The organism is Flavobacterium pedocola, from assembly GCF_053764385.1.
In genome coordinates, this window is the sequence record NZ_JBSNCR010000003.1 from 15206 (window position 1) to 39373 (window position 24168).

Here is a 24168-nt window from a genome sequence, read left to right on the forward strand (position 1 = left end):
TATTAACATAAGTTTAAATTTATAACGCCGCAATGTTAATTTTATTCTTGACCCCATTTATATTTTTTCACAATTAATTAAAAATTCACAATTTCAGGTAAAGCTAATACTACTATATTTGTATATAAAACCATTCTTACAAGAACAAAACCGTACTGAAACATGGACATTTCAAAATTTTCCGAACATATCAACAACGGCTATTCCTGCAGTGGCGACCACATCATTTTAGGTGGCGGCCTGTTAAACGGAGAAGCCGTTCCCGACACCTTAATAAAGATCCCGCTTAAAACCATTAACCGTCACGGGCTTATTGCCGGGGCAACCGGAACCGGTAAAACCAAAACCATCCAGGTGTTATCCGAACAACTTTCCCAAAACGGAATCCCGGTTTTAATGATGGATATTAAAGGTGATTTCTCGGGAATTGCCGCAAAAGGAGAAGAAAAACCATTTATCACCGAACGCCATGCCAAAATAAACATCCCCTACGAGACCAAGTCGTTTCCGGTGGAACTGATGAGTCTGTCCGAACAGAACGGCGTAAGGCTTCGCGCAACCGTATCGGAATTCGGGCCGGTTTTGTTTTCGAGGATTTTGGATCTGAACGACACCCAAAGTGGTGTGGTGGCCGTTGTCTTCAAATATTGCGACGACAATAAAATTCCGCTACTGGATTTAAAAGACTTTAAAAAAGTATTACAATACACCACCGAAGAAGGCAAAGACGAATTCGAAGCCAATTACGGCAGGATTTCCACCGCTTCCACAGGATCGATTTTACGCAAAGTAATCGAATTGGAACAACAAGGTGCCGATGTATTCTTCGGGGAACTTTCCTTTGATATTGACGATTTGATGCGCATCGACGAAAATGGTAACGGTTATGTGAACATCATCCGCCTGACGGACATTCAGGACAAACCAAAACTATTTTCAACTTTCATGTTAAGTTTATTGGCCGAAGTATATCAGCAAATGCCGGAAATCGGCGATAGCGGACGACCGGAACTGGTGATTTTCATAGACGAAGCGCATTTGATTTTCGACCAGGCCAGCAAAACCTTATTGGATCAGATTGAAACTATTGTAAAACTGATTCGTTCCAAAGGTATCGGCGTGTATTTCATCACCCAAAACCCTACCGATGTTCCTTCAGGAGTATTAGCACAATTAGGTTTAAAAATACAACACGCGTTACGTGCTTTTACCGCCAACGACCGAAAAGCCATCAAAATGACAGCGGAAAACTATCCGCTATCGGACTTTTACAAAACGGAAGACGTTATTACGCAGTTAGGAATTGGTGAAGCCTTCGTAACCGCCTTAAACGAAAAAGGAATCCCAACCCCATTGGCAGCCTGTATGATGCGCGCACCAATGAGTCGCATGGACATTTTAACCGATGCCGAAATCAGCGCCATCAACAGCAATTCCAAATTGGTTAAGAAATACAATCAGGTGGTGGACAACGAAAGTGCCTACGAGATACTGTCCAAAAAAATAGAACAGGCCACCCAACAGGCACAGGAGCAGGAAGAGGAAAAAGTTGAAGCGAAAAGAAAAACCAACGAGCCCAGCACGGCAGAAGTGATCGGAAAATCGGTTACTAAAGTCGTTACCAGTGCTTCGTTTATCCGCGGGGTGTTTGGCATCCTTTCCAAAATATTTAAAAAATAATGAAGAGTTTTTTGACGATTGGCTTGTTAGTCCTGTCCAATATTTTCATGACTATGGCCTGGTACGGTCATTTAAAATTCAAAGAACTGAAATGGTTTGAAAACGCGGGATTGATCACCATCATCCTGATCAGTTGGGGATTGGCTTTATTTGAATATTGTTTTCAGGTACCGGCTAACAAAATAGGATTTCAAGGCAACGGCGGACCGTTTTCTCTGATGCAGCTGAAAGTAATCCAGGAAGTAATTACCCTGGTGGTTTTTGTGATTTTTTCGATGCTGTTCTTTAAAAACGAAACGTTCCGCTGGAATCATGCGGTTGGGTTTTGTTTTTTGGTACTGGCCGTGTATTTCATCTTTAAAAAATAATCTATAAGTTTACATCTGTGTATTTTTCATTTTTTAAGAACTGATCTTATAAAGTTATGAGAATAATTACTTTCCTTCTGTTAATTCTTCAATGCGCTTTTGCCCAGCAAAACAAAAAAGTACTTTTTATAGGAAACAGTTATACCTATTCAAATGACCTACCTTTTTTAGTAGCCTCAATGGCGCAATCCACAGGAAACACCATGACTTATGACAGCAACACTCCTGGCGGCTATACTTTACAGGGGCACAGTACAAATGCCACAACCCTAAGCAAAATACAACAGGGAAACTGGGATTTTGTGGTACTACAGGAACAAAGCCAGCTCCCTTCCTTTCCAATTGAAGAGGTACAAACAATGGTCTACCCCTATGCGCAATCTTTAAACACAACCATTTTACAATACAACCCCTGTGCCGAAACTGTTTTCTACATGACGTGGGGCAGACAAAATGGCGATAGCGATAATTGTGCAACAAATCCGCCTGTTTGTACTTATGAGGGAATGGACGATTTGTTACATGACCGCTACATGGCAATGGCAAACGACAATCAGGCTATCGTTTTCCCTGTAGGTGCGGTTTGGCGCAATCTTAGAACAACTCATCCAGAATTAAACTTATATTCTGGCGACCAAAGCCATCCGTCTTTATTAGGTTCTTATGCCGCAGCGTGTACTTTTTATACGGTTTTATATAGATTAGACCCTACTCTAATTACCTACAACTCCTCTTTATCAATAAATGACGCCACCATAATAAAAAATACAGTAAAAAATATTGTTTACAACCATTTACCGCAATGGAATGTTGGAAATTATGACCCCAATGCCAACTTTGCCATTAACCAAATAAACACATTAACATATCAGTTTCAGGACAACTCTACTAACGCCTTAAGTTATCTTTGGAATTTTGGGGACGGAACAACTTCGTTGGAGCAAAATCCCACCCATATCTATACTACTAACGGAGCCTACACTGTTACATTAAGGGTTACTAAATGCGGCGTTACCAATGAAAAAATCATTGTTTTAAACACTTTATCAAATGAAGACTGGAATAGTGTAAGCAAGGAAATAACAGTTTTCCCAAATCCTGCGACAAACAAACTCAATATTAATTCTAAAAATAAAATTGAAAAAATTGAGATTTACAATTCCCTTACACAAAAGGTTAAATCAGAAAACAACATTACAGAGAACAGTGTTGATGTTTCTTATCTTACCAGTGGGATCTATTTTTTAATAATAAAAACAGAGACGAAAGACTGTATAATTAAACTATTAAAAGAGTAGTTTTATTTTTAAGAACAACTATGAAAAAAAGAAATTCCACACTTGTTACAGCTTTGATATTGACAATTATACTCATCGGTTGTAAACCAAATTCAGAACAAAAACCTGATTACAAGGCAGAAATTATTAAGGCAGAAAAAGATTTTGAAAAAATGGTAGCCGAAAAAGGACTTGCCGAAGGATTTTATCAGTATGCCGACAGCAATGCCATCATCAAAAGGGAAAAAGACACCTTAATTAACGGCAAAGAAAGCATCCGAAACTATTATTCCAATCCGAAATTCAAAAAGGCATCCGTTACCTGGGCACCGGATTTTGTATCGGTTTCCGAAAAAGGCGACATCGCCTACACCTACGGAAAATACAACTGGACCGTTAAAGACTCTACCGGAAAAGCTACAATCCATAAAGGTATTTTCCATACAGTCTGGAAAAGACAAACGGACGGAAGCTGGAAATATGTTTGGGATTAAAATCTAAAAACGATGAAAAAATACTTTATCCAAAACGCGCCTTTTGTGGTTCCCACCACGGACGGCAAGCTGATCGAAGAACATCACGGCATGGCGACCACCGAAAACAAAGCCATTTCCATCGCCCATATGGTAGCGCCTCCACACTGGAGTGAGCCGTTCCAGACACCGGAATTCGACGAATACACCTATATTATTAAAGGGAAAAAGCAATTTATCATAGAAGGGGAAACGGTAATTGTTGAGGCAGGGCAATCCATCAAAATTGAACGAAATGCCCGCGTGCAATATTCTAATCCTTTTGACGAGCCGTGTGAATACATTGCGATCTGCACACCGGCTTTCAGCATGGATTTGGTGCATCGGGAAGACGAATAAAAAAAGAGGCTAAGGCCTCTTTATTTTTTTAACAACTCCAGTATACGCTGTTCTATAACTTCGGTATCCCAAATTTGCTCTATGCTTTCCATATTTAAAATCTCTTCCATGATGCGGTTCTGCTTATCACCTTCCGCCAAAGCCTCCGAATAAGGCTGATGGCTGAACGTCACGCGACTATACAACGGCACCCATTTATCCGGATGTTTGTCTGAAAACCATTTTTCAATTTTCTTTTGCAGATGGAATTTTGCATCGGCCGTTTTTGAACTCATTTCCATAAAGTTACGATAGGACAATTCCGCTATGGCATCGGCATTTGGTTTACGGGACTGTTCGTATTCCTTGAAAATCGTCAACCAGTCGTTTCCGTGTTTCTCCATCAATCGGTTTAAAATCGTAATATCTTCAAAACCGGCATTCATCCCGTGTCCGTAAAACGGAACAATTGCATGGGCAGCATCACCAATTAACGCTACCTTATCTTCGTAGGTCCAGGGATAACATTTCATGGTTACCAGATAACTGGTCGGGTTTTTAAAAAAGTCTTCCACCAAATCCGGAATCACTTCTTTGGTATCCGGGAAATGTTTGGCAAAAAAAGCAACCAGGGTTTCCTTGTCTTTTAGCTTTTCAAAAGAATTTTCGCCCTGATGCGGCATAAAAAGGGTACAGGTAAAACTTCCGTCCGGATTGGCCAGTCCCATGAGCATAAACTCACCTCTTGGCCAAATGTGAAGGGAATTTTTATCGATTTTATGGGTTCCGTCTTCGTTAGCCGGAATATGTAATTCTTTATAGCCAACCGGAATAAAATCCTGCGAATAATTGAACATACTTTGACGCTGCATTCTGTGGCGCACTCTCGAAAAAGCTCCATCGGCCCCAAAAACAATATCGTAATCCAATTCTTCCCACTCGCCTCTTTCCGATTCACCTTCATGTAAAGTAGCAGTTGCCAGTGTAACATCCCAGACTTTCTTGCTAAAGAAAAAATCAACACCTTCGGCTTCGGCCAAATCGACCATTTTGCGGTTAAGCACACCTCTCGATAATGAAAAAATCGCTTCACCGTCTTTTCCGTAGTACTGATAACTTAATTCTTTCCCCAACGCATGAATCGCACGTTTGTCTACCGGGATGCCTATTTTCTTGATTTCTTCATCCAACCCGATATCCTGAAGTGTTTTCCAACCTCTGTCTGACATGACCAAATTAATGGAGCGTCCTGAAAAAGCGACATTGCGGAGATCCGGGCTTCTATCGTAGACATGAACCGTATGACCCGCTTTCTTGAGGTAAATCGCCAATAGTGTTCCTACTAATCCGGAGCCCACTACGGCTATTTTTTGGGGAGTTTGCATTGCAGAATTTACTTTTCTACAAATTTATGTTTTTTCAATAAACGTACTATCCTTTTTACATTTATTTACACAAAAATACTATTGCCGTACAAACAAAAAACGCGTCATTTTTATAACGCGTTTTTTTCATCCATCTGACTTCTTATTTTTTCTTCTTTTCATCAATAATAGCACCCGTACCGGCGCCAACACCGGCACCTGCGGCAGCACCAATAATGGCGCCTTCGGCTTTTTTATCACTAACGGCCGCACCGGTAACCGCACCGACACCAGCCCCGATAAGCGCTCCTTTAGCCGCGCCGCTCATTTTTTTTCGCTGAGGAGCCTGAGAACCGTTGTTCACGACAACAACTTCTTTTTTATTGCTTTCGGCGATTTTCACTGAGTCGATGATACGCTGTTTCTCCATCTCCATTTTCATGGAATCAATAGCCGCCTGTTTTGCGGTTTCTGCTTCGTTTTCCTTCTGCATATCCTTACAGGAAAGTATCGTCATAAACAACATTCCCAAAACAACTAGCTTTTTCATAATCTTTGTTTTTAAAGTACACTAACAAAGTAACAACCTATTGCCAGCAATCCTGTTACATGATTTTTATGAAAATTTTCATTATTTCAATACCCATAAAAAAAGCGAACCGAAGTCCGCTTTATCTTTTATCTGTTGAATTTGATTCGTTTCCCGACCTCAAGTTTTTGGGATTTGGCAAATACACCACACATGTGAAACAACATTCTTGCTCCCACATTTCCGTCCCAGTCATCTTCACCCGGTGCCACTTCCACTAAATCAAAACCGATGATCTCTTTATTTGTTTCCGCTAAACGACTTAATAAATAGGCCGCCTGCTCAAATGAAAACCCTCCCGGTACCGGCGTTCCGGTGTTCGGGCAATACCAAGGATACATTCCGTCGATATCAAATGAAATACACACTTTCTCCGGTAAGGAAGCGATAATCGCATCACATTGTTCCTGCCAGGTTTTCCCTTCAAAGGTTTCCTGTTTTAAATCCATATCGGTATGTACCAAAACGCGGTCTTTTAAAGCCACATCCACTTCCTGCTCACAAAAATCACGGATGCCTACCTGAACTATTTTGGAAATCTGTGGAATCTGTAAGGCATTGTACATAATCGACGCATGCGAATAAGTAAACCCTTCATAGGCAATACGCAAATCCATGTGGGCATCCAAGTGCAGGATCCCGAAGCTGTCATATTTAGTGGCTAATGCCTGATAATAACCAAGCGGTGTACTGTGATCTCCTCCTAAAAGCGCCACTTTTTTCCCTTGGTTCATCCAATGAAGAATGCGGTTTTTCACCTCCTCATTCATCTCTTTACAAGCCTTATTGATTTTATCCAAATCCGATTGTAATGCGGGGAAAGTCGACACATCTTCACCAGCTTCAAGAGCTTCGATGATAGGTTGTGCCAATCCTTTATATTTTTCCGAATTTTTAGCCCAGTGGGATGGCACTTCATCCATATAAATCCCAAGCTTCCATAATTCCGGAAATTCCTGATGGTTCAGATCCACCTGAAAAGAAGCGTCCATGATTGCCTCGGGGCCTTCCGAAGCACCTGCTCCGTAACTCACTGTTACCTCCCAAGGCACCGGAACCACAATAATTTCACTTTGCTCTGCCGAAAACGGCAATCCGAAAACAGTAGCATCTGCCAATCCGGGTTGTGACGGATCGAAATTGTCTAATATTTGTTGTTTTGTCATTTTATGAAGTCAATTAAAACGCAAATTTACGCTTTATTTAGAATTCCCTTTTTCAAAATCTGACCGAATTCATACATATCTTCAAAAGAACAGTAGAACGGCACCGGTGCCAAACGGATTACATTCGGTTCGCGCCAGTCTGTGATGACCCCGTTTTTCATAAGGTATTCAAACAAGGCTTTTCCTTGTCCGTGAAGAAACACGGATAATTGACAGGCTCTTTCCTCCGGATTGGAAGGTGTGATGATTTCAAATTCGCTTCCGTCGATCTCTTTATCGATTTCATGCAGGATGAATTCCAGATAAGCGGTAATCTGATCGCGTTTTTTGATTAATCGGTCCATTCCCACTTCAGCAAACATTTCAACTGATGCCAAATACGGTGCCAGGGAAATTACCGGTAAATTACTTACCTGCCATCCTTCTGCTCCGCGTACCGGATCGAATTTAGGCTCCATCAGAAAACGTCTTTCCTTATTATGGCCCCACCAACCGGCAAAGCGCGGCAATTCTGTATCGTTGTGGTGTGCTTCGTGTACAAAGATCCCGGACACATTCCCCGGACCTGAATTCATATATTTATAACTGCACCAGGCGGCAAAATCCACACCCCAGTCGTGTAAATGCATTTTAATGTTTCCGGCTGCGTGCGCCAAATCGAATCCTACATAAGCTCCATATTTGTGACCTGCATCGGTAATCGCTTTCATATCGAAAACCTGACCGGTATAATAATTTACACCTCCAATTAAAACCAAAGCCAACTCATCTCCTACTTCATCAATTTTGGCCAAAACATCTTCGAGACGAATATTATGTTCTCCCTGGCGGCGTTTGATTTCCACGATGGCATCTTTTGCATCAAAACCATGAAAATCCACTTGGCTCTGCAACATATACTGGTCGCTTGGAAAGGCTTTCTCCTCGCAGATGATCTTGTATTTTTTGGGAGTTGGTCTGTAAAACGAAACCATCAGTAAATGCAGATTGATCGTTAAGGTATTCATTACCGTAACTTCACTGGATTTAGCCCCAACGATTTCACTCAAAGGTGCAGCAAAACGTTCCTGATAATCCCACCATGGCTTGTCTGCATAGAAATGACCTTCAACGGCTAAATTGGCCCAATCCGTCATAATCTCATCTACATAAGCCTTGGTTCTTTTTGGTTGTAATCCAAGAGAGTTTCCCGTAAAATAGATAACCTGTTTTCCGTTAACCTGGGGAAAAATAAATTCTTCCCTGTATTTCCTTAACTCGTCCTTTGCATCTAATTGTTGTGCAAATTCCCTGGTATTCTCAAATGTCATTATTATGTTTTTTGGTGGCGCAAAAATAGGAAAAATTAAGAATAACAATTTGTTATTTTTTTACACCAATATGCTTTTATAACAGACCTTGATTCATTCGTTACAAACGAAACAATATCACAATTCTCAACCCTTGATTTTCAAGCCTGTAAACATAGTTTATTATATATAAATCATATTCTTTATATTTGATTCACCAATCTAAAAAATATGAAATACAATTGTGAAGTTGAAATCAATCAACCGGTCAATAGGGTAATAGAATTGTTTGATAATGCCGACAATCTCACCAAATGGATGGAAGGCCTTGAAAGCTTTGAACCTCTTAGCGGAACACCCGGCCAACCCGGCGCCAAATCATTACTGAAATTCAAAATGGGCAAACGCCGTATGGAAATGACCGAAACCGTTACGGTAAGAAACCTGCCGGAAGAATTCAGCGGTACTTACGAAATGGATGGGGTAACCAACAATATCAAGAATAGTTTCATTGCTGTTTCCGATACCAAAACCCTATACCGAACCGAAAATGAATTTATCATCAAAAACAATTTCGTCATGAAAATGTTTGCTTTACTGATGCCGGGCCTGTTTAAAAAACAGAGCATGAAATATCTGGAGAGCTTCAAAAAATTTGCCGAGAGCCAGCCATAAAAAAAGCGTTCATTTCTGAACGCTTTTCTTTTATATTCTTTTTGCCTGCTTATAAAATCAGCATTGCATCTCCGTAAGAATAGAATTTATATCCTTCTTTGATGGCCTCATCGTAAGCTTTACGCATTAAATCGTGTCCGCAGAAAGCTGAAATCATCATCAATAACGTCGATTTAGGTGTATGGAAATTCGTTACCATGCAATCCGCTACACTGAAATCATACGGTGGATAAATGAACTTGTTGGTCCATCCCGTGAATGGATTTAACGTTTTGGAAGACGATACCGAACTTTCCATGGCTCTCATAGTAGTCGTTCCGATAGCACAAACACGTTTTTTATTGGTTTTCGCTCTGTTTACCACATCACAAGCTTCCTGGGAAATGGTCATTTCTTCGGAATCCATTTTGTGTTTCGACAAATCTTCCACTTCAACCGGGTTAAAAGTCCCCAATCCTACGTGTAGTGTCACTTCAGCGAAATTCACTCCTTTGATCTCTAAACGCTTCATTAGATGTTTAGAAAAGTGCAAACCGGCTGTTGGTGCCGCTACCGCTCCTTCTTCTTTGGCATAAATCGTCTGGTAACGCTCTGCATCTTCCGGAGTCACTTCACGGTTGATGTATTTAGGGATTGGTGTTTCTCCCAATTCCAATAATTTAGTACGGAATTCTTCGTAAGAACCGTCGTAAAGGAAACGCAAGGTTCTTCCTCTTGAAGTCGTGTTGTCGATTACTTCAGCAACTAACGAATCGTCATCTCCGAAATATAATTTATTTCCGATACGGATTTTACGCGCAGGATCTACCAAAACATCCCACAAACGCTGTTCCGCATTTAATTCTCTTAATAAGAAAACCTCAATTCTCGCTCCGGTTTTTTCTTTGTTACCGTACAAACGTGCCGGGAATACTTTGGTATTGTTCAACACCATTACATCGCCTTCATCGAAATAATCCAAAATATCTTTGAATAACTTATGTTCAATGGTTTGTGTTTTTCGGTTCACCACCATCAAACGGGCTTCGTCTCTGTTTTCTGCTGGAAATTCGGCTAACAATTCTGCCGGAAGGTTAAAATTGAAATTTGATAACTTCATTTTACTTGTTTTTAATTGAGTGCAAATATACTATCGTGAAAGAGGCGTTGTCAAGTGTTTTGGGATTTATTTAGTCAGAAAGTTAAAAAAGTCGACAACCGGAAACGGATTCCCCCAAGCAACAACGCTTTACACTACTTCGGAAACCTGAAAACCAATACTCTTCAGATCGCTCCAGAAATCCGGATACGACTTGGACACCACTTCGGCTTCTGCGATTAAAATATCCGTTTTCAAAGCCAGCGGCGCAAAAGCCATTGCCATACGATGATCCTGATAGGTACCGATTTTTATTCCTGAATTGATTTTTCCGTTGGTTTCAAGTGACAAAGCATCATTTGTAACGGAAACGGCCGCACCAAGTTTGCCGAGTTCGTTCTGTAATGCCAAAAGCCTGTCGGTCTCTTTAATTTTCAGCGTATGCAAACCGGTCAACTCGCATCCGATTCCTAATCCGAAGCAGGTTACAGCTATGGTTTGGGCAATATCCGGCGAATTGTTCAGGTCACAGGCAAGTGTGGTTATCGTTGTATTTTCAACTTTCTTCAAAAGGATTTCCGTATCGGTATAAAGCGTTTCTACGCCTAAATCACGGTAAATCTTAACCAATACCGAATCACCTTGAAGACTATCCTTCTTATAACTGGATAATTTAATTTCTGTCCCGATGGGTGACATCGCCGCTATTGAGAAATAATATGACGCGGAAGACCAATCCGATTCGACGGTAAAATGCGTATCCTGAATCATGTCAAGTGGTGAAACCGTAATCGTATTGCCTTCAAAAGTCGTGGCAACCCCCAATCCGTTAAGCAGTGCCAACGTCATTTGGATGTACGGAATGGAAGTGATTTTTCCATCCAGGCTAAGCTCCAGGCCGTTTTCAAGTTTCGGCGCTATTAACAGTAATGCGGAGATATACTGGCTGCTGATATCCGCCGGAAGCGATACTTTTTTTTCCGTGATTTTCTTCCCGGTAATCCGCAATGGTGGAAAACCTTCGTTGCCTTCGTATTGAATCTCAGCCCCTAATTGACGTAACGCCTCCACCAGGATTTTTACAGGACGCTCTTTCATTCGGGAAGAACCCGTCAGCAAAACGGCTTTGCCTTCCTGTGCGGCGAAATAGGCCGTAAGAAAACGCATGGCTGTACCGGCGTGATGAATATCGATGGTTCCTGAAGGATGTTCCAAAGCTTTGGCCATCACAACGGAATCATCAGAATGCGAACAGTTGTCCAAAACCATGTCCGGATATAACGCCTGCAACAGCAACAACCGATTCGTTTCGGATTTGGAACCTGAAATACTGATAGCCGATTGTTGGTGACAGCTGGAAGTGCTAAGAAGTAAGTCCAATTTATTTTAATTTATCGTTGTTGTGATGACGGTCGTGATCGCGTTTGGTTTTCAAATCCATTTTCTTGTCGAAAGCAGCCTGTAGGTCTACGCCGGTCTGGTTGGCCAAACACAAAACCACGAAAACCACATCGGCTAATTCTTCGCCTAAATCTTTGTTTTTATCGCTTTCTTTTTCAGATTGCTCGCCATAGCGACGGGCGATGATACGGGCCACTTCACCTACTTCTTCGGTAAGCTGCGCCATATTGGTCAACTCGTTAAAATAGCGAACGCCGTGGTTTTTGATCCAGTTGTCTACCTCTTGCTGTGCGTTTTTGATGTCCATACTTATACTTTTTTAAGAACTACTTTTTCGGTTTCGGCTTTCACTACAATATCGAAAAACTGTTTTAGGGATTCGTAATACTCGGCAGGAATAATGGGGGAATTAAAATCTCTGCTGACCATCAACTGAATCTGTTTATCTGTTTTGTTTACATTAAATTTAAAGGCCGTTAATGAGCCTGGCAATGAAATCGACTTAGCCTCCGGAACTGATTCCACCGCATAGCCTTCAGGTATATTGATACTGATCACATATTTGTTCTGGCTCGGATACCCGAAATCTATTGGATACTGACGGTTTTGCTGTACAAAAGGATTCTTCTCCCATGCAAAAAACAACATCGGACTAAAGTACATTTTGTCACCAATCATCTCAACGGAATTGGAACTGGTGAAAGAATAATTTTCCACAACCGGTTTATACAAATCTTTAACATTGGTAACGTTGTATTCCCCAACCTCAATTCCGTTATTGCTTTTTTCAAGCTCTTCAAGATAGGTTTCCTGCGTCATGGCGCCATAACTATCTCTAAAGGAATATGCTTCATAATCAAAGTACTGCTCTCTGACATTACCGCTAAGTTTACCCTCTTTATCAATAGACAAAATGGCATTGGTAAGCTGTTTCGAAATAGTCTTAGGCATTAACTCAACCGTAGCCGATGACCCTTCTTTTCTGATAATCCTTCCAAACCAATTCAGGTCTCGCAACGGAAGTATGTTCGGCAAACTGTTTTTGTCGGTTGCATCTAAAAGAATTAGATCGTTTTCAATTTCAACAGCGGCAATTACATAATTAAAGGCATTCGCGTTAGGTGTATAGGCTATTTCATTTGAACGGGTACTGATCAATACCGGGTTGGCGCTTAATCCGGCATATCGAAGCATGGCGGTAAGCATCAGGTTTATCTCGGCCGAGTTTCCTGCTTTCTTTTTGAAGGCATTTTTAACACCTGCATCACAGTAATACCCAAAATAACCGTCCCATTTCATAACCGTTTTCACATAATTAAAAATTGCATTGATCTTCTCATCACGCGTGGTTAATCCTTGCAGGATTTTGGTAACTTCCTCTTCGAAATACCCTTTAGTGTTCAACTCTGAACCAAACTTGGGGTTTTCGTAAATTCTTTGGACGATGGTTTCCCAATCGGTTGAAAAATTCTTGGGCATGCTGCCAGGATAATGAACCTTGGACAAGTCATGTGATATACTTGAAATGTAATTATTGATATTATTTACGAACGCTTCCCCGTTTAAGGCAGGCACATCGGTTAACTGATATACGGTTTTATGCTCATTAAAACTGACGCCGCTATTCATTCTTCGGTCATCAACATTTCCAAGACCAGTGCTTTTTCCAACCGTTTCTGAAAAACCGATTCTTCTTTCTTTTGTTTCTTTAAAAATCTTAGGCTCCAAAAATCCTTTTTGAAACGCATTATAGGTGAAATATTCCGGAATGTATGTCACATATTCCGTGAAATTGACCGGGATGTTGGACTGAAATTTCCACTTATCAATGGATGAAAAATCTTTTGTTTTGGTCGTATATTGGAATTCAATTATGGAACCTTCCTTCACGTTAGGCATGGTAATCTTTTTTTGAGACCAGTATTTATTGATCACCTCATCGAATTCCCCGTCACTTTTCAAACGTGATTTAACAATTTTACCATCCACCAAATTGTAGGTTACCGCATCTGAAATCTGAACTCTTTCTTTCAGGTCCCCATCATTATAATACTTTACCGCCTGATTGGCCAATTCGTAACCCTCTTTCTTGTATATCTTAATTTTAAAATAGGCTTTGGTTACCATTACAAATCCATCATCCTCTCTGTAATCAAAAGTCACTTCCGCCTTTTTAAACAAAAAAGCAGCCACTGCCGAAGTATCTTTCGGATGTTGTTTCTCTTTTAATTCGTCTATCGTAACTTTTCCTAAATCATATTTCTGAGCAAATCCATTTAGGCTCAGAAGTAAAAATAATACGGCTGTAACAAACCCTTTCATCTGTTTTTATTTAGTGATTAATACAATTTTACTGTTCTCCAATTTGGCCAACTGTTCTTTAAATTTTCTGAAACCTTCATAATGCTCCTTTTCATATTTTCCCGCCTTGAGCAAAAAAGTCCTTTTATACAGGATTTTGGAAGCACTTATTTTTTCAATTTTCACTTTATACTCTCCAAAAACATCTGTCACTTCTGTGTCCTGAGGCAAAGCTTCGATTGCATAATTGTCCGGCAAAGTGATTTCGTATTCCTCCGTATCAAAAAAGCCGCGCAGGATCTGAAACATGTGTTTTCGGGCTCTGTAACGTTGGGGAATGGTATTGATCTGATTGAAGGCATTCAGCGGAAAAATCATGCGCCCGCCGGAAATGTCCGCAAACGTCTTTGATTTTACTTCCAGTTCTTCTTTAAAGGACAGTTCTTTTTTATCATTCTGAAAAGCATACTTCTGGATATCAGGGTTTTTCAGTACATCCAGCTCGGTTTTATAATGCTCCACGATTTTATCATGGGACAACTTCTGAATCGGGTATACTGCGTTGTACTGAATCCCTTTGGAAACCATCGACACACCTGCAGTAAGCCCACCGGCAGCATCTATGGTATATTTGGCTTTTGTAATTTTTGAATTTAACTGATTTTCATAGGTATTGGTCTTCACCATTTCTCCCCCTTCCGGCTTGACCAAAAGAGCATAACGTCCGTCGGTAAAATTGCCTTCAAATCCGAAGGGCGCCGATTGACTGGTGCATTCCAGAAAATAATTTTTACCCTGGTAAGGAAGTGCTAAAATAGCATGGTTCCCCTGTAACGAAACAAAATCCTGATCGATATCCTTTGGCTGGCTGCCAGCGTAAATAATAGTATAATAAGAAGGCACATCCACCGCTTTGAGCAAAGCCATCGTATAATTGGACAGCGCTTTACAGTCTCCGTATCCTAATTTATCCACTTCTTTAGCAGCCATGGGTTTCCAGCCCCCAATTCCCAACTGTACACTTACATAGCGTGTTTTGTTCTGAACGTATTCGTAAACAATCTGGGCTTTCTTCAGATTATCCTGTTCACTACCAACCAGGCTTTTGATTTTACTTACGGTAGCCTCCGGAAGCTCATCCTGGCCTTTAAGCAGGTTGTCCGAAATCCATTTCCCGAAATCACGCCAGTTTTTAGTGTCGCCTTCAACACCTTCCAGATTGAATTTCTCCAAAGCAAAACTCACGTTCGGAACGGTTTTCTCGAACGGCAACGCATATTCTTCCGTTTTCAACGCCGGAGAATTTTCCAAAACAAAACTGAGTTTATTTGGCTGCTCCTGTTTAACCACTGCATACCCCTGCAGGTTTTGCTCTTTGTAATGAAACCCGAGATTTTCAGGATATTCTATGGTGTATTTTGATTTCACGACACTTTCATAAAGATCGTCTATCGGATACCAGGCAGGAAGCATTGCGGTGTTCTCACTTTCCGTCTCACAATTAAAAACGATAACGAAAGGATATTCGGTAGGCGTATAATCCAGATACAACATTCTGTTGTCGGTAAAAATCGAAACACCGTCCGCTACGCTTACATCCTTAAATTCATCTTTTCGGAAACTGTTAAGCACTCTTCCGGAAATAGCAAACATTTTGGCCTCGATGTTTTTTACCTTAACCGATTTGTCATAATGAACAACCGCATCCACGTTTTTAAATCCTGCTTCATTTAAAACCAGAATCACTTTTTTATTTTTTACCGTTACCGATTTCTGACTGTTCACCATAACCTGTGTTACGGATTCCGAGACAATACTATTAGCGTTTTCCTTTAGTTCCGGCGTATTTATAAGCTGTTGGTAATCTGCCTTTTGAGCAAAAGAAAATGTACTGATTAAAACAAACAGAAGAGACAAAATGATTTTTTTCATAAAAAACAATTTGGAAACAAAAATAAAAGATTTTTCTTATGATTATAACGACTACTCTTTGTTTTTAGTATCAATAATTATGGTGACCGGGCCATCGTTAACCAAGGCCACTTTCATGTCTGCGCCAAAAGTTCCGGTTTGCACTTTTTTGCCTAAATCGGCTTCCATTTGCTGTACAAAATTTTCATACATGGGAATGGCAACATCTGGTTTTGAGGCTTTTATATAGGAAGGGCGATTGCCTTTTTTGGTAGAGGCATGCAGCGTGAACTGACTCACTACGATTACCTCCCCGTCTATGTCTTTAACGGAAAGATTCATTACATCGTTTTCATCGCCAAACACACGGAGATTTACAATTTTAGACGACAGCCAGGCGATATCTTCTTTAGTGGAAGCATCTTCCACTCCTATTAAAATCAATAAACCTTTCTGTATGTTCGCTGCGATTCCCCTGTCAATAGTAACGGATGCCTGGGAAACTCTTTGTATTACTGCTTTCAAATCAATTTGGGGATTATTATTTAGGATTGTCTGGTATCGTCGCTGGCTTTACGATCGGCGGCATAATCATCCCCGCGGTAATGCTCGTCATCACCTTCAAGGATCTGTAGGTAACTTTTATAACGCGACCAGGCGATTTCGTCTTTTTCCAATGCAGCTTTCACGGCACAATGCGGTTCTTCCTTATGCAGGCAATTGTTGAATTTACACTGGTCTTTCAGGGCAAAAAATTCCGGAAAATAATCTCCGATCTCCTGTTTTTCCATATCCACAATCCCAAAGCCTCGGATACCCGGCGTGTCGATGATTTCCGCCCCGAAGGACAAATCAAACATTTCCGCAAAAGTAGTAGTATGCTGCCCTTGCTGATGCTGTTCCGAAATCGCTTTGGTTTTCAGGTTCAGCCCCGGTTCCAACGCATTGACCAAGGTAGATTTCCCAACCCCGGAATGACCCGAAAACATCGAAACTTTTCCTTTCATCATATCCTTCAGTTCTTCCAAACCTTTATGCTGTTGGGCCGAAACACGCAGGCATTTGTAACCTATCTGAGAATAAATATACTGCAGGTAAAGTTGTTCGTCCAGAGTCGCCTCATCAAAAGTATCTATTTTATTGAACACCAGTACCGCTTCAATCCCATAAGCTTCCGCCGTTACCAGAAAACGATCGATAAAACTTGTAGTGGTTGGCGGATTGTTGATCGTTACCAAAAGAAAAACGACATCAATATTCGAAGCGATAATATGTGTCTGTTTGGACAGGTTTACCGATTTACGTACGATATAATTCTTTCGGTCATGAATGTTGGTAATCGTTCCGGTGGTCACGTCGGCGGTTTCCTCCAGCTCATAATCCACTACATCACCCACAGCGACCGGATTGGTACTTTTAATCCCTTTGATCCGGAATTTGCCTTTGATTCGGCATTCCAAAAACGATCCGTCTTTAGTTTTTACGGTATACCAGCTTCCGGTAGATTTATAAACGATTCCTGTCATGCTGCAAAGATAAACTTTCTCAAATTAGCTTCTATCACTATTTTCAGCGATTTCGTTATCACCATTTTTAATGATTTTTATTGATGATTTTCTCCTGATGACTGATACTCTCCTGGTGGATCGCCTTAAACATTTTCAGGATAAATTCCTCACTCAAACCTTTCTGTTCGCCTTCCAATACCATTTTCCCAAGAATTTCATTCCAGCGCTGGTTCTGTAAAACCGCTACGTTTTTCTCTTTTTTCAGTGCCCCGATCTTATCGGCTATCAGCATACGCTTGCCTAAAATTTCAAGTAATTTACTGTCGATTTCATCGATCTGGGTTCTCAAGACACCTAACTTCTGGTTGTAATCATCGGCTTCATCGGTAATCTTACGGATACGCAAATCCATAAAGATCCGTTTCAGCGCTTCCGGGGTAACCTGTTGTGCAGCATCACTCCATGCGTTGTCCGGATCGCAATGCGTTTCGATCATCAGACCATCGTAATTCAGATCCAGTGCCTGTTGCGACACTTCAAGAATCATATCGCGTCGGCCGGAAATATGGGATGGATCGCAAATCAAGGGCAAATCGGGAAAACGGCTTTGCAGTTCAATCGGCAACTGCCATTCCGGGATGTTTCGGTACTTGGTCTTCTCATAAGTAGAAAACCCACGGTGGATCACGCCAAGTTTCTGAATTCCGGCATTATATAAACGTTCCAATCCACCCAACCACAACGATAAGTCGGGATTGACCGGATTTTTTAACAATACAATTTTATTGGTGTTGGCTAATGCATCGGCGATTTCCTGCACCGCAAACGGATTTACCGTCGTTCGCGCGCCTATCCACAACACATCTACATCGTGTGCTAACGCAGCTTTCACATGCTGGGCATTGGCCACCTCAACCCCTATCAGCAAATTGGTTTCTTTTTTTACGCGCTGTAACCATTTCAGGCCCATCTCTCCAACCCCTTCAAAACCTCCCGGTCTGGTTCTTGGTTTCCAGATGCCGGCCCTGAAAATCGACACATCGGAATCTTTTAGTTCGTGCGCCACCGCCATAACCTGCTCTTCGGTTTCTGCGCTGCAAGGCCCTGCTATTACAAGCGGATGTGACAAATTGAAATCGTCTAACCAGTTTCTTAGTTCTTTTTTATTTTCCATACTGTTTATGCTGTTGCAAAATTAATTAATTCATTCGTTTTTAGCCTCTTTGGTATTCCCCTAAAACTTTAAAATGGGTAGTCATGATCTCCATGAGCTTTTTGGCCTTCTCAAAATGTTTGTACTTCTCAAAAACCACATCTACGAAAAAGGAATAGTTAAAAGGTGTTTCGATTACCGGTATCGACTGTATTTTGGTCAGGTTCAGTTTACAGTTGTTCAAAACATTCAGGACGGTTGCCAGCGATCCCGGTGTATCATCCAACTCAAAACGGACCGAGGCTTTGTTCACTTTTTCTTTATTGGCTGCCACTTCACCCGTATTTAAAATCACAAAACGTGTCTTATTGCTTTTAACGGTATGGACGCCACTTGCGATAATATTCAATTGATAGATTTCCGCCGCCGAGGGTCCTGCCAAGGCTCCAATTCCCAGCAATTGTCCTTCCAAAATACGTTTGGCGGTAATTGCCGTATCGGAACTTTCAACCAAACGGATGTGCGGATACTGGTTGAAAAAATTAGCACATTGCAGCAAAGCAATCGGGTGGGAATGCACTTCTTTGATATCTTCTATGGTCTGTCCCGGTAACGCCATCAGGTTCATGTGGATATCAAGAAAGAATTCACCGGTAATCTGCAAATCACTGTTATCGATTAAAGTGTAATTAGGTAAAATGGATCCCGCAATGGAATTCTCCAGCGCCATTACCGCTTTTTGCGAAGTGTGCTCCTGCATACTCAAAATCACATCCCTGAAAGAGACACACTCTTCCAAACGGACGTCGGGCCCAAAATAGGATTGCGCCACCTGATGGTGAAACGACCCCCTAATCCCCTGAATGGCAACTTTTTCTTTCATAGTAGTCAAAAAAAAATCCCGATGAAACATCGGGATTGTATATAATAGTTATAAGTACTCTTTCAATTAAATAACCATACGACAATCCCTTTCCCCTTTCCAGAAGAAATAAAAAGAATTGTAGCTATAAAATTGGTTATTTGCGTTCATTGAACTATTTCTCAATTATTTGAATGACAAAGCTAGTAAAAATTACTTATAAAAATACCTGTTTCTGAAAAAAATTAAATCTTTATCTTTTCGGAACCCTTGTAGGTGTATCTTTTCCGTTCACGATGCTTTCCGAACTTAGGGCAATGGCTTTGATAATCTCGGTCATGTTTTTCATATCCAGGGTTTCCACCTCATCACTTAATTGGTGGTAATTGTACTCAGAATCCATTTTAGAAGTGGAAATGGTATGCGCCGGAACCCCTAAAACGGCCAAAGTGGCATTATCGGAACGGTAAAACAATTTCTGGCTAGGATATGGATCGGGCTGGAACCTAAAATCAGTTTGCTTCAGGTTCTTTTGCAGTATCGCACCGAAATCGGATTTTTCAAACCCTGTGATGTAAGCTGAATTTTTACCCCATTTGCTTTCCGTGCCGATCATTTCGATGTTGAACATGGCCACCACCGCATCGGGATTTATATTCCTTGAAAAATACCTGGAGCCGAAACCACCGGTCTCTTCTCCGGTAAAAGCCACAAAAATCAAGGTGCGTTCATTTTGGTTCAATGCTATGAAATAATTGGCCAGTGTGACAACTGCCGCAGTTCCGGATGCATCATCGTTGGCGCCGTTGTAGATTTTATCCTCTCCTTCTTCCCGCATCCCTAAATGATCATAATGTGCTGAAAAAATCACATATTCATTTGGTTTTGCTTTGCCGGGCACGATCCCGATTACATTATTGGCTCTTCTTCCTTTTACCTCAAACTCCTGACGATAGCTTTTAAGATCTCCGTAAAATGAAAGTCCAGCTTTTTGAAACTCTTTTTCGATAAAAGCCGACGCCGAATCAATTCCCGGGCTAAAAATCTCCCTTCCCTGCATTTTGTCCGATGCCAATACGGTTTCAATACGCACTACTTCTGATGCCTGAATAACCGGCTTCTTCTGGCTAAAACCAAATGAGCCCAAAAGCAACAACAGCAATCCTGTTTTCTTCATAAACTGTAATTTTATCCTAAACTAAGGCTTTTCCGTAAATGTAAAAATATATCCTTCACAGCTAAAATTATTTAATCCATTTATTTTGTTATTTTTGCTTCAAATCACGAATTATGTCTATTGAAGTTCAGAATATTTCCAAAAATTACGGCGAACAGAAAGCGCTGGACAACGTATCGTTTTCAGTAAAAAAAGGGGAAATCGTAGGGTTTCTTGGTCCAAACGGAGCCGGAAAATCCACTTTAATGAAAATCCTTACCACGTTTCTGAGTGCCGATGGAGGAACAGCTTCTGTAAACGGATTTGACGTAGCTACTTCGCAAAAAGAGGTACAGAAAGCCGTTGGCTATTTACCGGAGCACAATCCGTTGTATCTGGATTTATACGTTCGTGAATATTTAGCCTTCAATGCCGATGTCTATAAAGCCGATCGCGCACGAATTGAAGAAGTAATTACTTTAACCGGACTGACTCCGGAGAGCCACAAAAAAATAGGCGAACTTTCCAAAGGATACCGTCAGCGTGTAGGTTTAGCCACTGCTTTACTGCACAACCCACAGGTTTTGATTCTGGACGAACCGACTACAGGACTGGATCCGAATCAGTTGGTGGAAATCCGTGATTTGATCCGAAACATCGGGAAAGATAAAACCGTTTTCCTTTCCACGCATATCATGCAGGAAGTGGAAGCAATTTGCGACCGTGTGATCATCATCAATCAGGGAAAAATCGTTACGGACAAAAATCTGGACAATCTGGTTTCCGAAGTGACCGAACAAATCATTGAGGTGGAATTCGATAAAGAAATCACAGCGGATTTATTGGCAACCTTACCTAATATCAAAAGTTACCGAAACCTTCAGAACACGGTTTGGGAATTGACCTTTGAAACCGATGAAGACATGCGTTCAAAAGTATTCGATTTTGCCCAAAACAACGGATTGCGTACCCTTCAGCTATCCCTGAAAAGCAAAAACCTGGAGCAGATTTTCCGCGAAAAAACAAAGAAATAATTCTTTTTTACTGGTAAATGATATGACCAGTGTAGTGCTGGGCCACATTTACCACAGCCGGATGGTTGAGCAAAATCAGGTTTCCGTTACTGTAGATATTCCCTTCGATTTTAGTCATGGGTTTTAAAATCATGTCGTTGGAACTTCTTTGAAACACAAAAACTTCCTGAGCCGTTAAATCCGTTCCTTCAAAACGCGCATCGCCACCATAAAAGGAAACCAAAAGATTATTTACGGTGCCTTTAATCCTGAAAATAGTCGTGTTGTTGTTTTCCACCACAAGCTGGCTGCAAACCACATCAAGAGTAAAAATATTGGACGCCGTTTTGCCAAAAAGGCCCTGTTGTAAATTCAGGTTAGGAAAGTTTAAAACACCGTCGGAGCTCACATTGAATTGGGAGGAGGAATAAATTTTTTTCAGATCCGGCACCGTAACCACGGCTTTGACTGCAGATACAGTTCCGAGACTGCACTCAAGATTGTTCTTAACAAACAAGGTATTGTCCGTCACGATAGCCTCCATTTCATCAATTACATTTCCCCCCGCAATTAGCTGAACTTTTATTTCGGTTCCTTGTTTCACGATAAGTTCTACACCTTCACCAATATTGATGCTGTCAAAAAAAGGCACTTCCTGCTCTACCGTCACAGCACTTCCTGCTTTACGGTAACAGGCCGGCATGATTTCCGAACTGCAGGAAACCAAAAACCAAACCGGAACAAGCAATAAAAATAATTTTCTCCCCATAACTATAAACGTAATCCTATTCCAAATTCAAGTGCTTCGGCTCTTGAAATGTGTGTTTTTAAACTCAAACCTGCAGACAGGTTCTTGGTAAAATAATATTTGGCTCCCAAACGCTGATACACTTTCCCAAACTTATTGGACTGATCGTAAACATAATAGCCCATCTGGGTATCGATCGCTAATTTATCAATAAATAATTCATGTCCCGCAAAAACCCCAACTCTTCGGTAGTCGGCATTACCATCATACCCCAGTTCATAATACGCTATGGCCTGGTAACGGATAAACTCTTTCAGGTACATCATCCAGAAAACATCGGTACCCAATTGAAGCGCACTTTTTCGATTGATGCGTTTATCCACATAAAAAGAGGCTACATAAAAAGGATATTGGCCACTGTTGACCACATCGCTTTCATTGATCCCGGATCGGAAAACAAAATTATAGCGGACAGGTTCCTTAAACGCATCCATCTCCTGTTTGATGTAATGGATGGAATCTTTCACCGGTAATTCGTAATTCACACCAAAATTAACTGCAATGGTATTCGTACTGGTATTTGGTGATTTCAGATTAGCATTGGAATGGTGCACAAAATTAAGTCCTCCCTGAACCCCGAAGCCTTTCCAGAGGTTTGGCTTGTGATAATTAATCATGAAATAGGTTGAAGGCATGTAACGTGCTCCGTAAGCTAAATTCCGATAATTTGTTTCACGGTCGTAGGGATTGGAATTATACGCAAGCCCTTGTCCAACGCGAAGCTGCAGTCGTCTGCTCAGAAAATAAAAATTAAAATGTCCGTAAAGACCATATAAATTCCCAAGTTCCGGATTTTTATTGTCTTGGTATTGAAAAGACAAACCGTAATCGGGATAATTATACCAGGATTCCCATTTTTTAGAACCGAAAGTTTTGCGGTTGAAACTAACAATGGTCCCTTCCGGATGCCCTTTAATTAAATGAAGGATATTGGTATGGTGCGGCAGGATGCTTCCGTAAAAATAATTTACGTCCACCGAATACTGTTTCATGGGTTTCTCCTGAGCGAAAACCAGAAACGGAACAACTAGTAGTAAGTAGGTTAAAAAACGCATTTTGGGTTTTGAAAATCAGGCAAATATAGAAGAATATTTCATTTTATTACACACAAAAGCCCGATTTGGAAATCCAAACCGGGCTTTTGCATTCGAAGACCGACTATCGCGTCAGATCAGCATATTCTTTACGCTGGGAATTTCCCGTTTTCAAAAGATAAATTCGGTGTAAATCGTTAAAGTCACCTTCCACTGAAGCCCAGGCTGTTCCTAAAAATTCTTTCTTCAACACAGTGTTACTTTCAACATCACTGCGGGTGGCACCATAATTTCTGATAGCCACTTTTATGAATTTTACGGCATTTTTCTCATTACCGTCCTTAACAAAACAATCAGCAATTTCGAAACAAATGTTTCGTGCCGTTTCCGTTTCCTGTTCCTTATCTTTTAGAGCTTTCAAAAAGTACTTAACCGCTTCCTGGTAATTGGCTTCTTTCTTAAGTTGTAGAGCCGTTTCATAGTTCTGCACATATTCATTGGCAGACACGCTTGCAGTAGAAAAAACAAATAGCACAATTAATAGTAGTATCTTTTTCATAAATTGTAGATTTGGGATTTAACAACTAATGATCTTTCCATAAAGATAACGATTTGTTTTTAACAAAAAACATTTTTAACAAAAAAATTAAACAAAATACATGTTATTCTAACTTTTATTGCAAA

General features: G+C 40.8%; 24 protein-coding genes. 7 read left to right on the forward strand and 17 right to left on the reverse strand.

Annotated features, from left to right (window positions below):
- Positions 1-162 precede the first annotated feature (162 nt).
- The 5 genes from ACWPKD_RS07120 to ACWPKD_RS07140 are packed head-to-tail and all read left to right on the forward strand — an operon-like array spanning position 163 to position 4197.
- A complete protein-coding gene (locus ACWPKD_RS07120; RefSeq protein WP_455411989.1) occupies positions 163-1680 on the forward strand; it encodes a helicase HerA-like domain-containing protein in 1518 nt (505 codons plus the stop codon).
- Positions 1680-2048 (forward strand): DMT family protein, encoded by a 369-nt coding sequence (locus ACWPKD_RS07125; protein WP_455411990.1) that lies wholly within the window; start codon positions 1680-1682, stop codon positions 2046-2048. Before ACWPKD_RS07120 ends, ACWPKD_RS07125 begins: the two co-directional genes overlap by 1 nt.
- 56 nt (positions 2049-2104) lie before the next feature.
- A complete protein-coding gene (locus ACWPKD_RS07130; protein ID WP_455411991.1) occupies positions 2105-3346 on the forward strand; it encodes a PKD domain-containing protein in 1242 nt (413 codons plus the stop codon).
- 20 nt (positions 3347-3366) lie between these two features.
- Positions 3367-3819, forward strand: a complete 453-nt coding sequence (locus tag ACWPKD_RS07135; RefSeq protein ID WP_455411992.1) for a YybH family protein — start codon at positions 3367-3369, stop codon at positions 3817-3819.
- A gap of 12 nt (positions 3820-3831) precedes the next feature.
- A complete protein-coding gene (locus ACWPKD_RS07140; RefSeq protein ID WP_455411993.1) occupies positions 3832-4197 on the forward strand; it encodes a cupin domain-containing protein in 366 nt (121 codons plus the stop codon).
- 20 nt (positions 4198-4217) lie between these two features.
- Here ACWPKD_RS07140 and ACWPKD_RS07145 read toward each other — a convergent pair whose 3' ends face one another.
- From ACWPKD_RS07145 to kynU, 4 genes are all read right to left on the reverse strand, one after another.
- Complete coding sequence (locus ACWPKD_RS07145; RefSeq protein WP_455411994.1) at positions 4218-5561, reverse strand: FAD-dependent oxidoreductase; 1344 nt, start codon at positions 5559-5561, stop codon at positions 4218-4220.
- 142 nt (positions 5562-5703) lie between these two features.
- A complete protein-coding gene (locus ACWPKD_RS07150; protein ID WP_455411995.1) occupies positions 5704-6090 on the reverse strand; it encodes a glycine zipper family protein in 387 nt (128 codons plus the stop codon).
- Between the two features lie 128 nt (positions 6091-6218).
- A complete protein-coding gene (locus ACWPKD_RS07155) occupies positions 6219-7295 on the reverse strand; it encodes an agmatinase family protein (RefSeq protein WP_455411996.1) in 1077 nt (358 codons plus the stop codon).
- Positions 7296-7321: 26 nt separating this feature from the next.
- Positions 7322-8605, reverse strand: a complete 1284-nt coding sequence (gene kynU, locus ACWPKD_RS07160; RefSeq protein WP_455411997.1) for a kynureninase — start codon at positions 8603-8605, stop codon at positions 7322-7324.
- 210 nt (positions 8606-8815) lie between these two features.
- On the opposite strand from kynU, the gene ACWPKD_RS07165 reads away from it, so the two are divergent.
- Positions 8816-9259 (forward strand): SRPBCC family protein, encoded by a 444-nt coding sequence (locus ACWPKD_RS07165; protein ID WP_455411998.1) that lies wholly within the window; start codon positions 8816-8818, stop codon positions 9257-9259.
- Between the two features lie 49 nt (positions 9260-9308).
- Here ACWPKD_RS07165 and queA read toward each other — a convergent pair whose 3' ends face one another.
- The 10 genes from queA to ACWPKD_RS07215 all read right to left on the reverse strand — a co-directional run bounded on the left by queA (position 9309) and on the right by ACWPKD_RS07215 (position 20650).
- A complete protein-coding gene (queA, locus tag ACWPKD_RS07170; protein ID WP_455411999.1) occupies positions 9309-10358 on the reverse strand; it encodes a tRNA preQ1(34) S-adenosylmethionine ribosyltransferase-isomerase QueA in 1050 nt (349 codons plus the stop codon).
- A gap of 129 nt (positions 10359-10487) precedes the next feature.
- Entirely contained in the window at positions 10488-11717 is a 1230-nt protein-coding gene (locus ACWPKD_RS07175) for a 3-phosphoshikimate 1-carboxyvinyltransferase (RefSeq protein WP_455412000.1), read from the reverse strand.
- A gap of 1 nt (position 11718) precedes the next feature.
- On the reverse strand, positions 11719-12045 hold the full coding sequence (locus ACWPKD_RS07180; protein ID WP_455412001.1) for a nucleotide pyrophosphohydrolase: 327 nt from the start codon (positions 12043-12045) through the stop codon (positions 11719-11721).
- A 2-nt stretch (positions 12046-12047) separates the two neighbouring features.
- Complete coding sequence (locus ACWPKD_RS07185; protein ID WP_455412002.1) at positions 12048-14060, reverse strand: transglutaminase domain-containing protein; 2013 nt, start codon at positions 14058-14060, stop codon at positions 12048-12050.
- 6 nt (positions 14061-14066) lie between these two features.
- Positions 14067-15971, reverse strand: a complete 1905-nt coding sequence (locus ACWPKD_RS07190) for a DUF3857 domain-containing protein (RefSeq protein ID WP_455412003.1) — start codon at positions 15969-15971, stop codon at positions 14067-14069.
- A gap of 51 nt (positions 15972-16022) precedes the next feature.
- On the reverse strand, positions 16023-16475 hold the full coding sequence (gene dtd, locus ACWPKD_RS07195; RefSeq protein WP_455412004.1) for a D-aminoacyl-tRNA deacylase: 453 nt from the start codon (positions 16473-16475) through the stop codon (positions 16023-16025).
- A 20-nt stretch (positions 16476-16495) separates the two neighbouring features.
- Complete coding sequence (gene rsgA, locus ACWPKD_RS07200; RefSeq protein ID WP_455412005.1) at positions 16496-17476, reverse strand: ribosome small subunit-dependent GTPase A; 981 nt, start codon at positions 17474-17476, stop codon at positions 16496-16498.
- 67 nt (positions 17477-17543) lie between these two features.
- The gene (locus ACWPKD_RS07205; protein ID WP_455412006.1) at positions 17544-18632 is read right to left on the reverse strand and encodes a chorismate mutase; all 1089 of its coding nucleotides are present in this window, start codon (positions 18630-18632) and stop codon (positions 17544-17546) included.
- Positions 18633-18672: 40 nt separating this feature from the next.
- Positions 18673-19494 carry a prephenate dehydratase gene (locus tag ACWPKD_RS07210; RefSeq protein ID WP_455412007.1) on the reverse strand — a complete coding sequence of 274 codons (822 nt, stop codon included), beginning with the start codon at positions 19492-19494 and terminating at the stop codon, positions 18673-18675.
- A gap of 232 nt (positions 19495-19726) precedes the next feature.
- Positions 19727-20650, reverse strand: a complete 924-nt coding sequence (locus ACWPKD_RS07215) for a M20/M25/M40 family metallo-hydrolase (RefSeq protein ID WP_455412008.1) — start codon at positions 20648-20650, stop codon at positions 19727-19729.
- 113 nt (positions 20651-20763) lie between these two features.
- On the opposite strand from ACWPKD_RS07215, the gene gldA reads away from it, so the two are divergent.
- Entirely contained in the window at positions 20764-21663 is a 900-nt protein-coding gene (gldA, locus tag ACWPKD_RS07220; RefSeq protein WP_455412009.1) for a gliding motility-associated ABC transporter ATP-binding subunit GldA, read from the forward strand.
- A gap of 7 nt (positions 21664-21670) precedes the next feature.
- On the opposite strand, the gene ACWPKD_RS07225 is transcribed toward gldA, so the two are convergent.
- The 3 genes from ACWPKD_RS07225 to ACWPKD_RS07235 form a co-directional block, all read right to left on the reverse strand.
- On the reverse strand, positions 21671-22411 hold the full coding sequence (locus tag ACWPKD_RS07225) for a GIN domain-containing protein (protein WP_455412010.1): 741 nt from the start codon (positions 22409-22411) through the stop codon (positions 21671-21673).
- A 2-nt stretch (positions 22412-22413) separates the two neighbouring features.
- Positions 22414-23505, reverse strand: coding sequence for an acyloxyacyl hydrolase (locus ACWPKD_RS07230; protein ID WP_455412011.1), 1092 nt, complete (start codon positions 23503-23505; stop codon positions 22414-22416).
- A gap of 103 nt (positions 23506-23608) precedes the next feature.
- Positions 23609-24043, reverse strand: coding sequence for a hypothetical protein (locus tag ACWPKD_RS07235; RefSeq protein WP_455412012.1), 435 nt, complete (start codon positions 24041-24043; stop codon positions 23609-23611).
- Between the last annotated feature and the right edge of the window lie 125 nt (positions 24044-24168).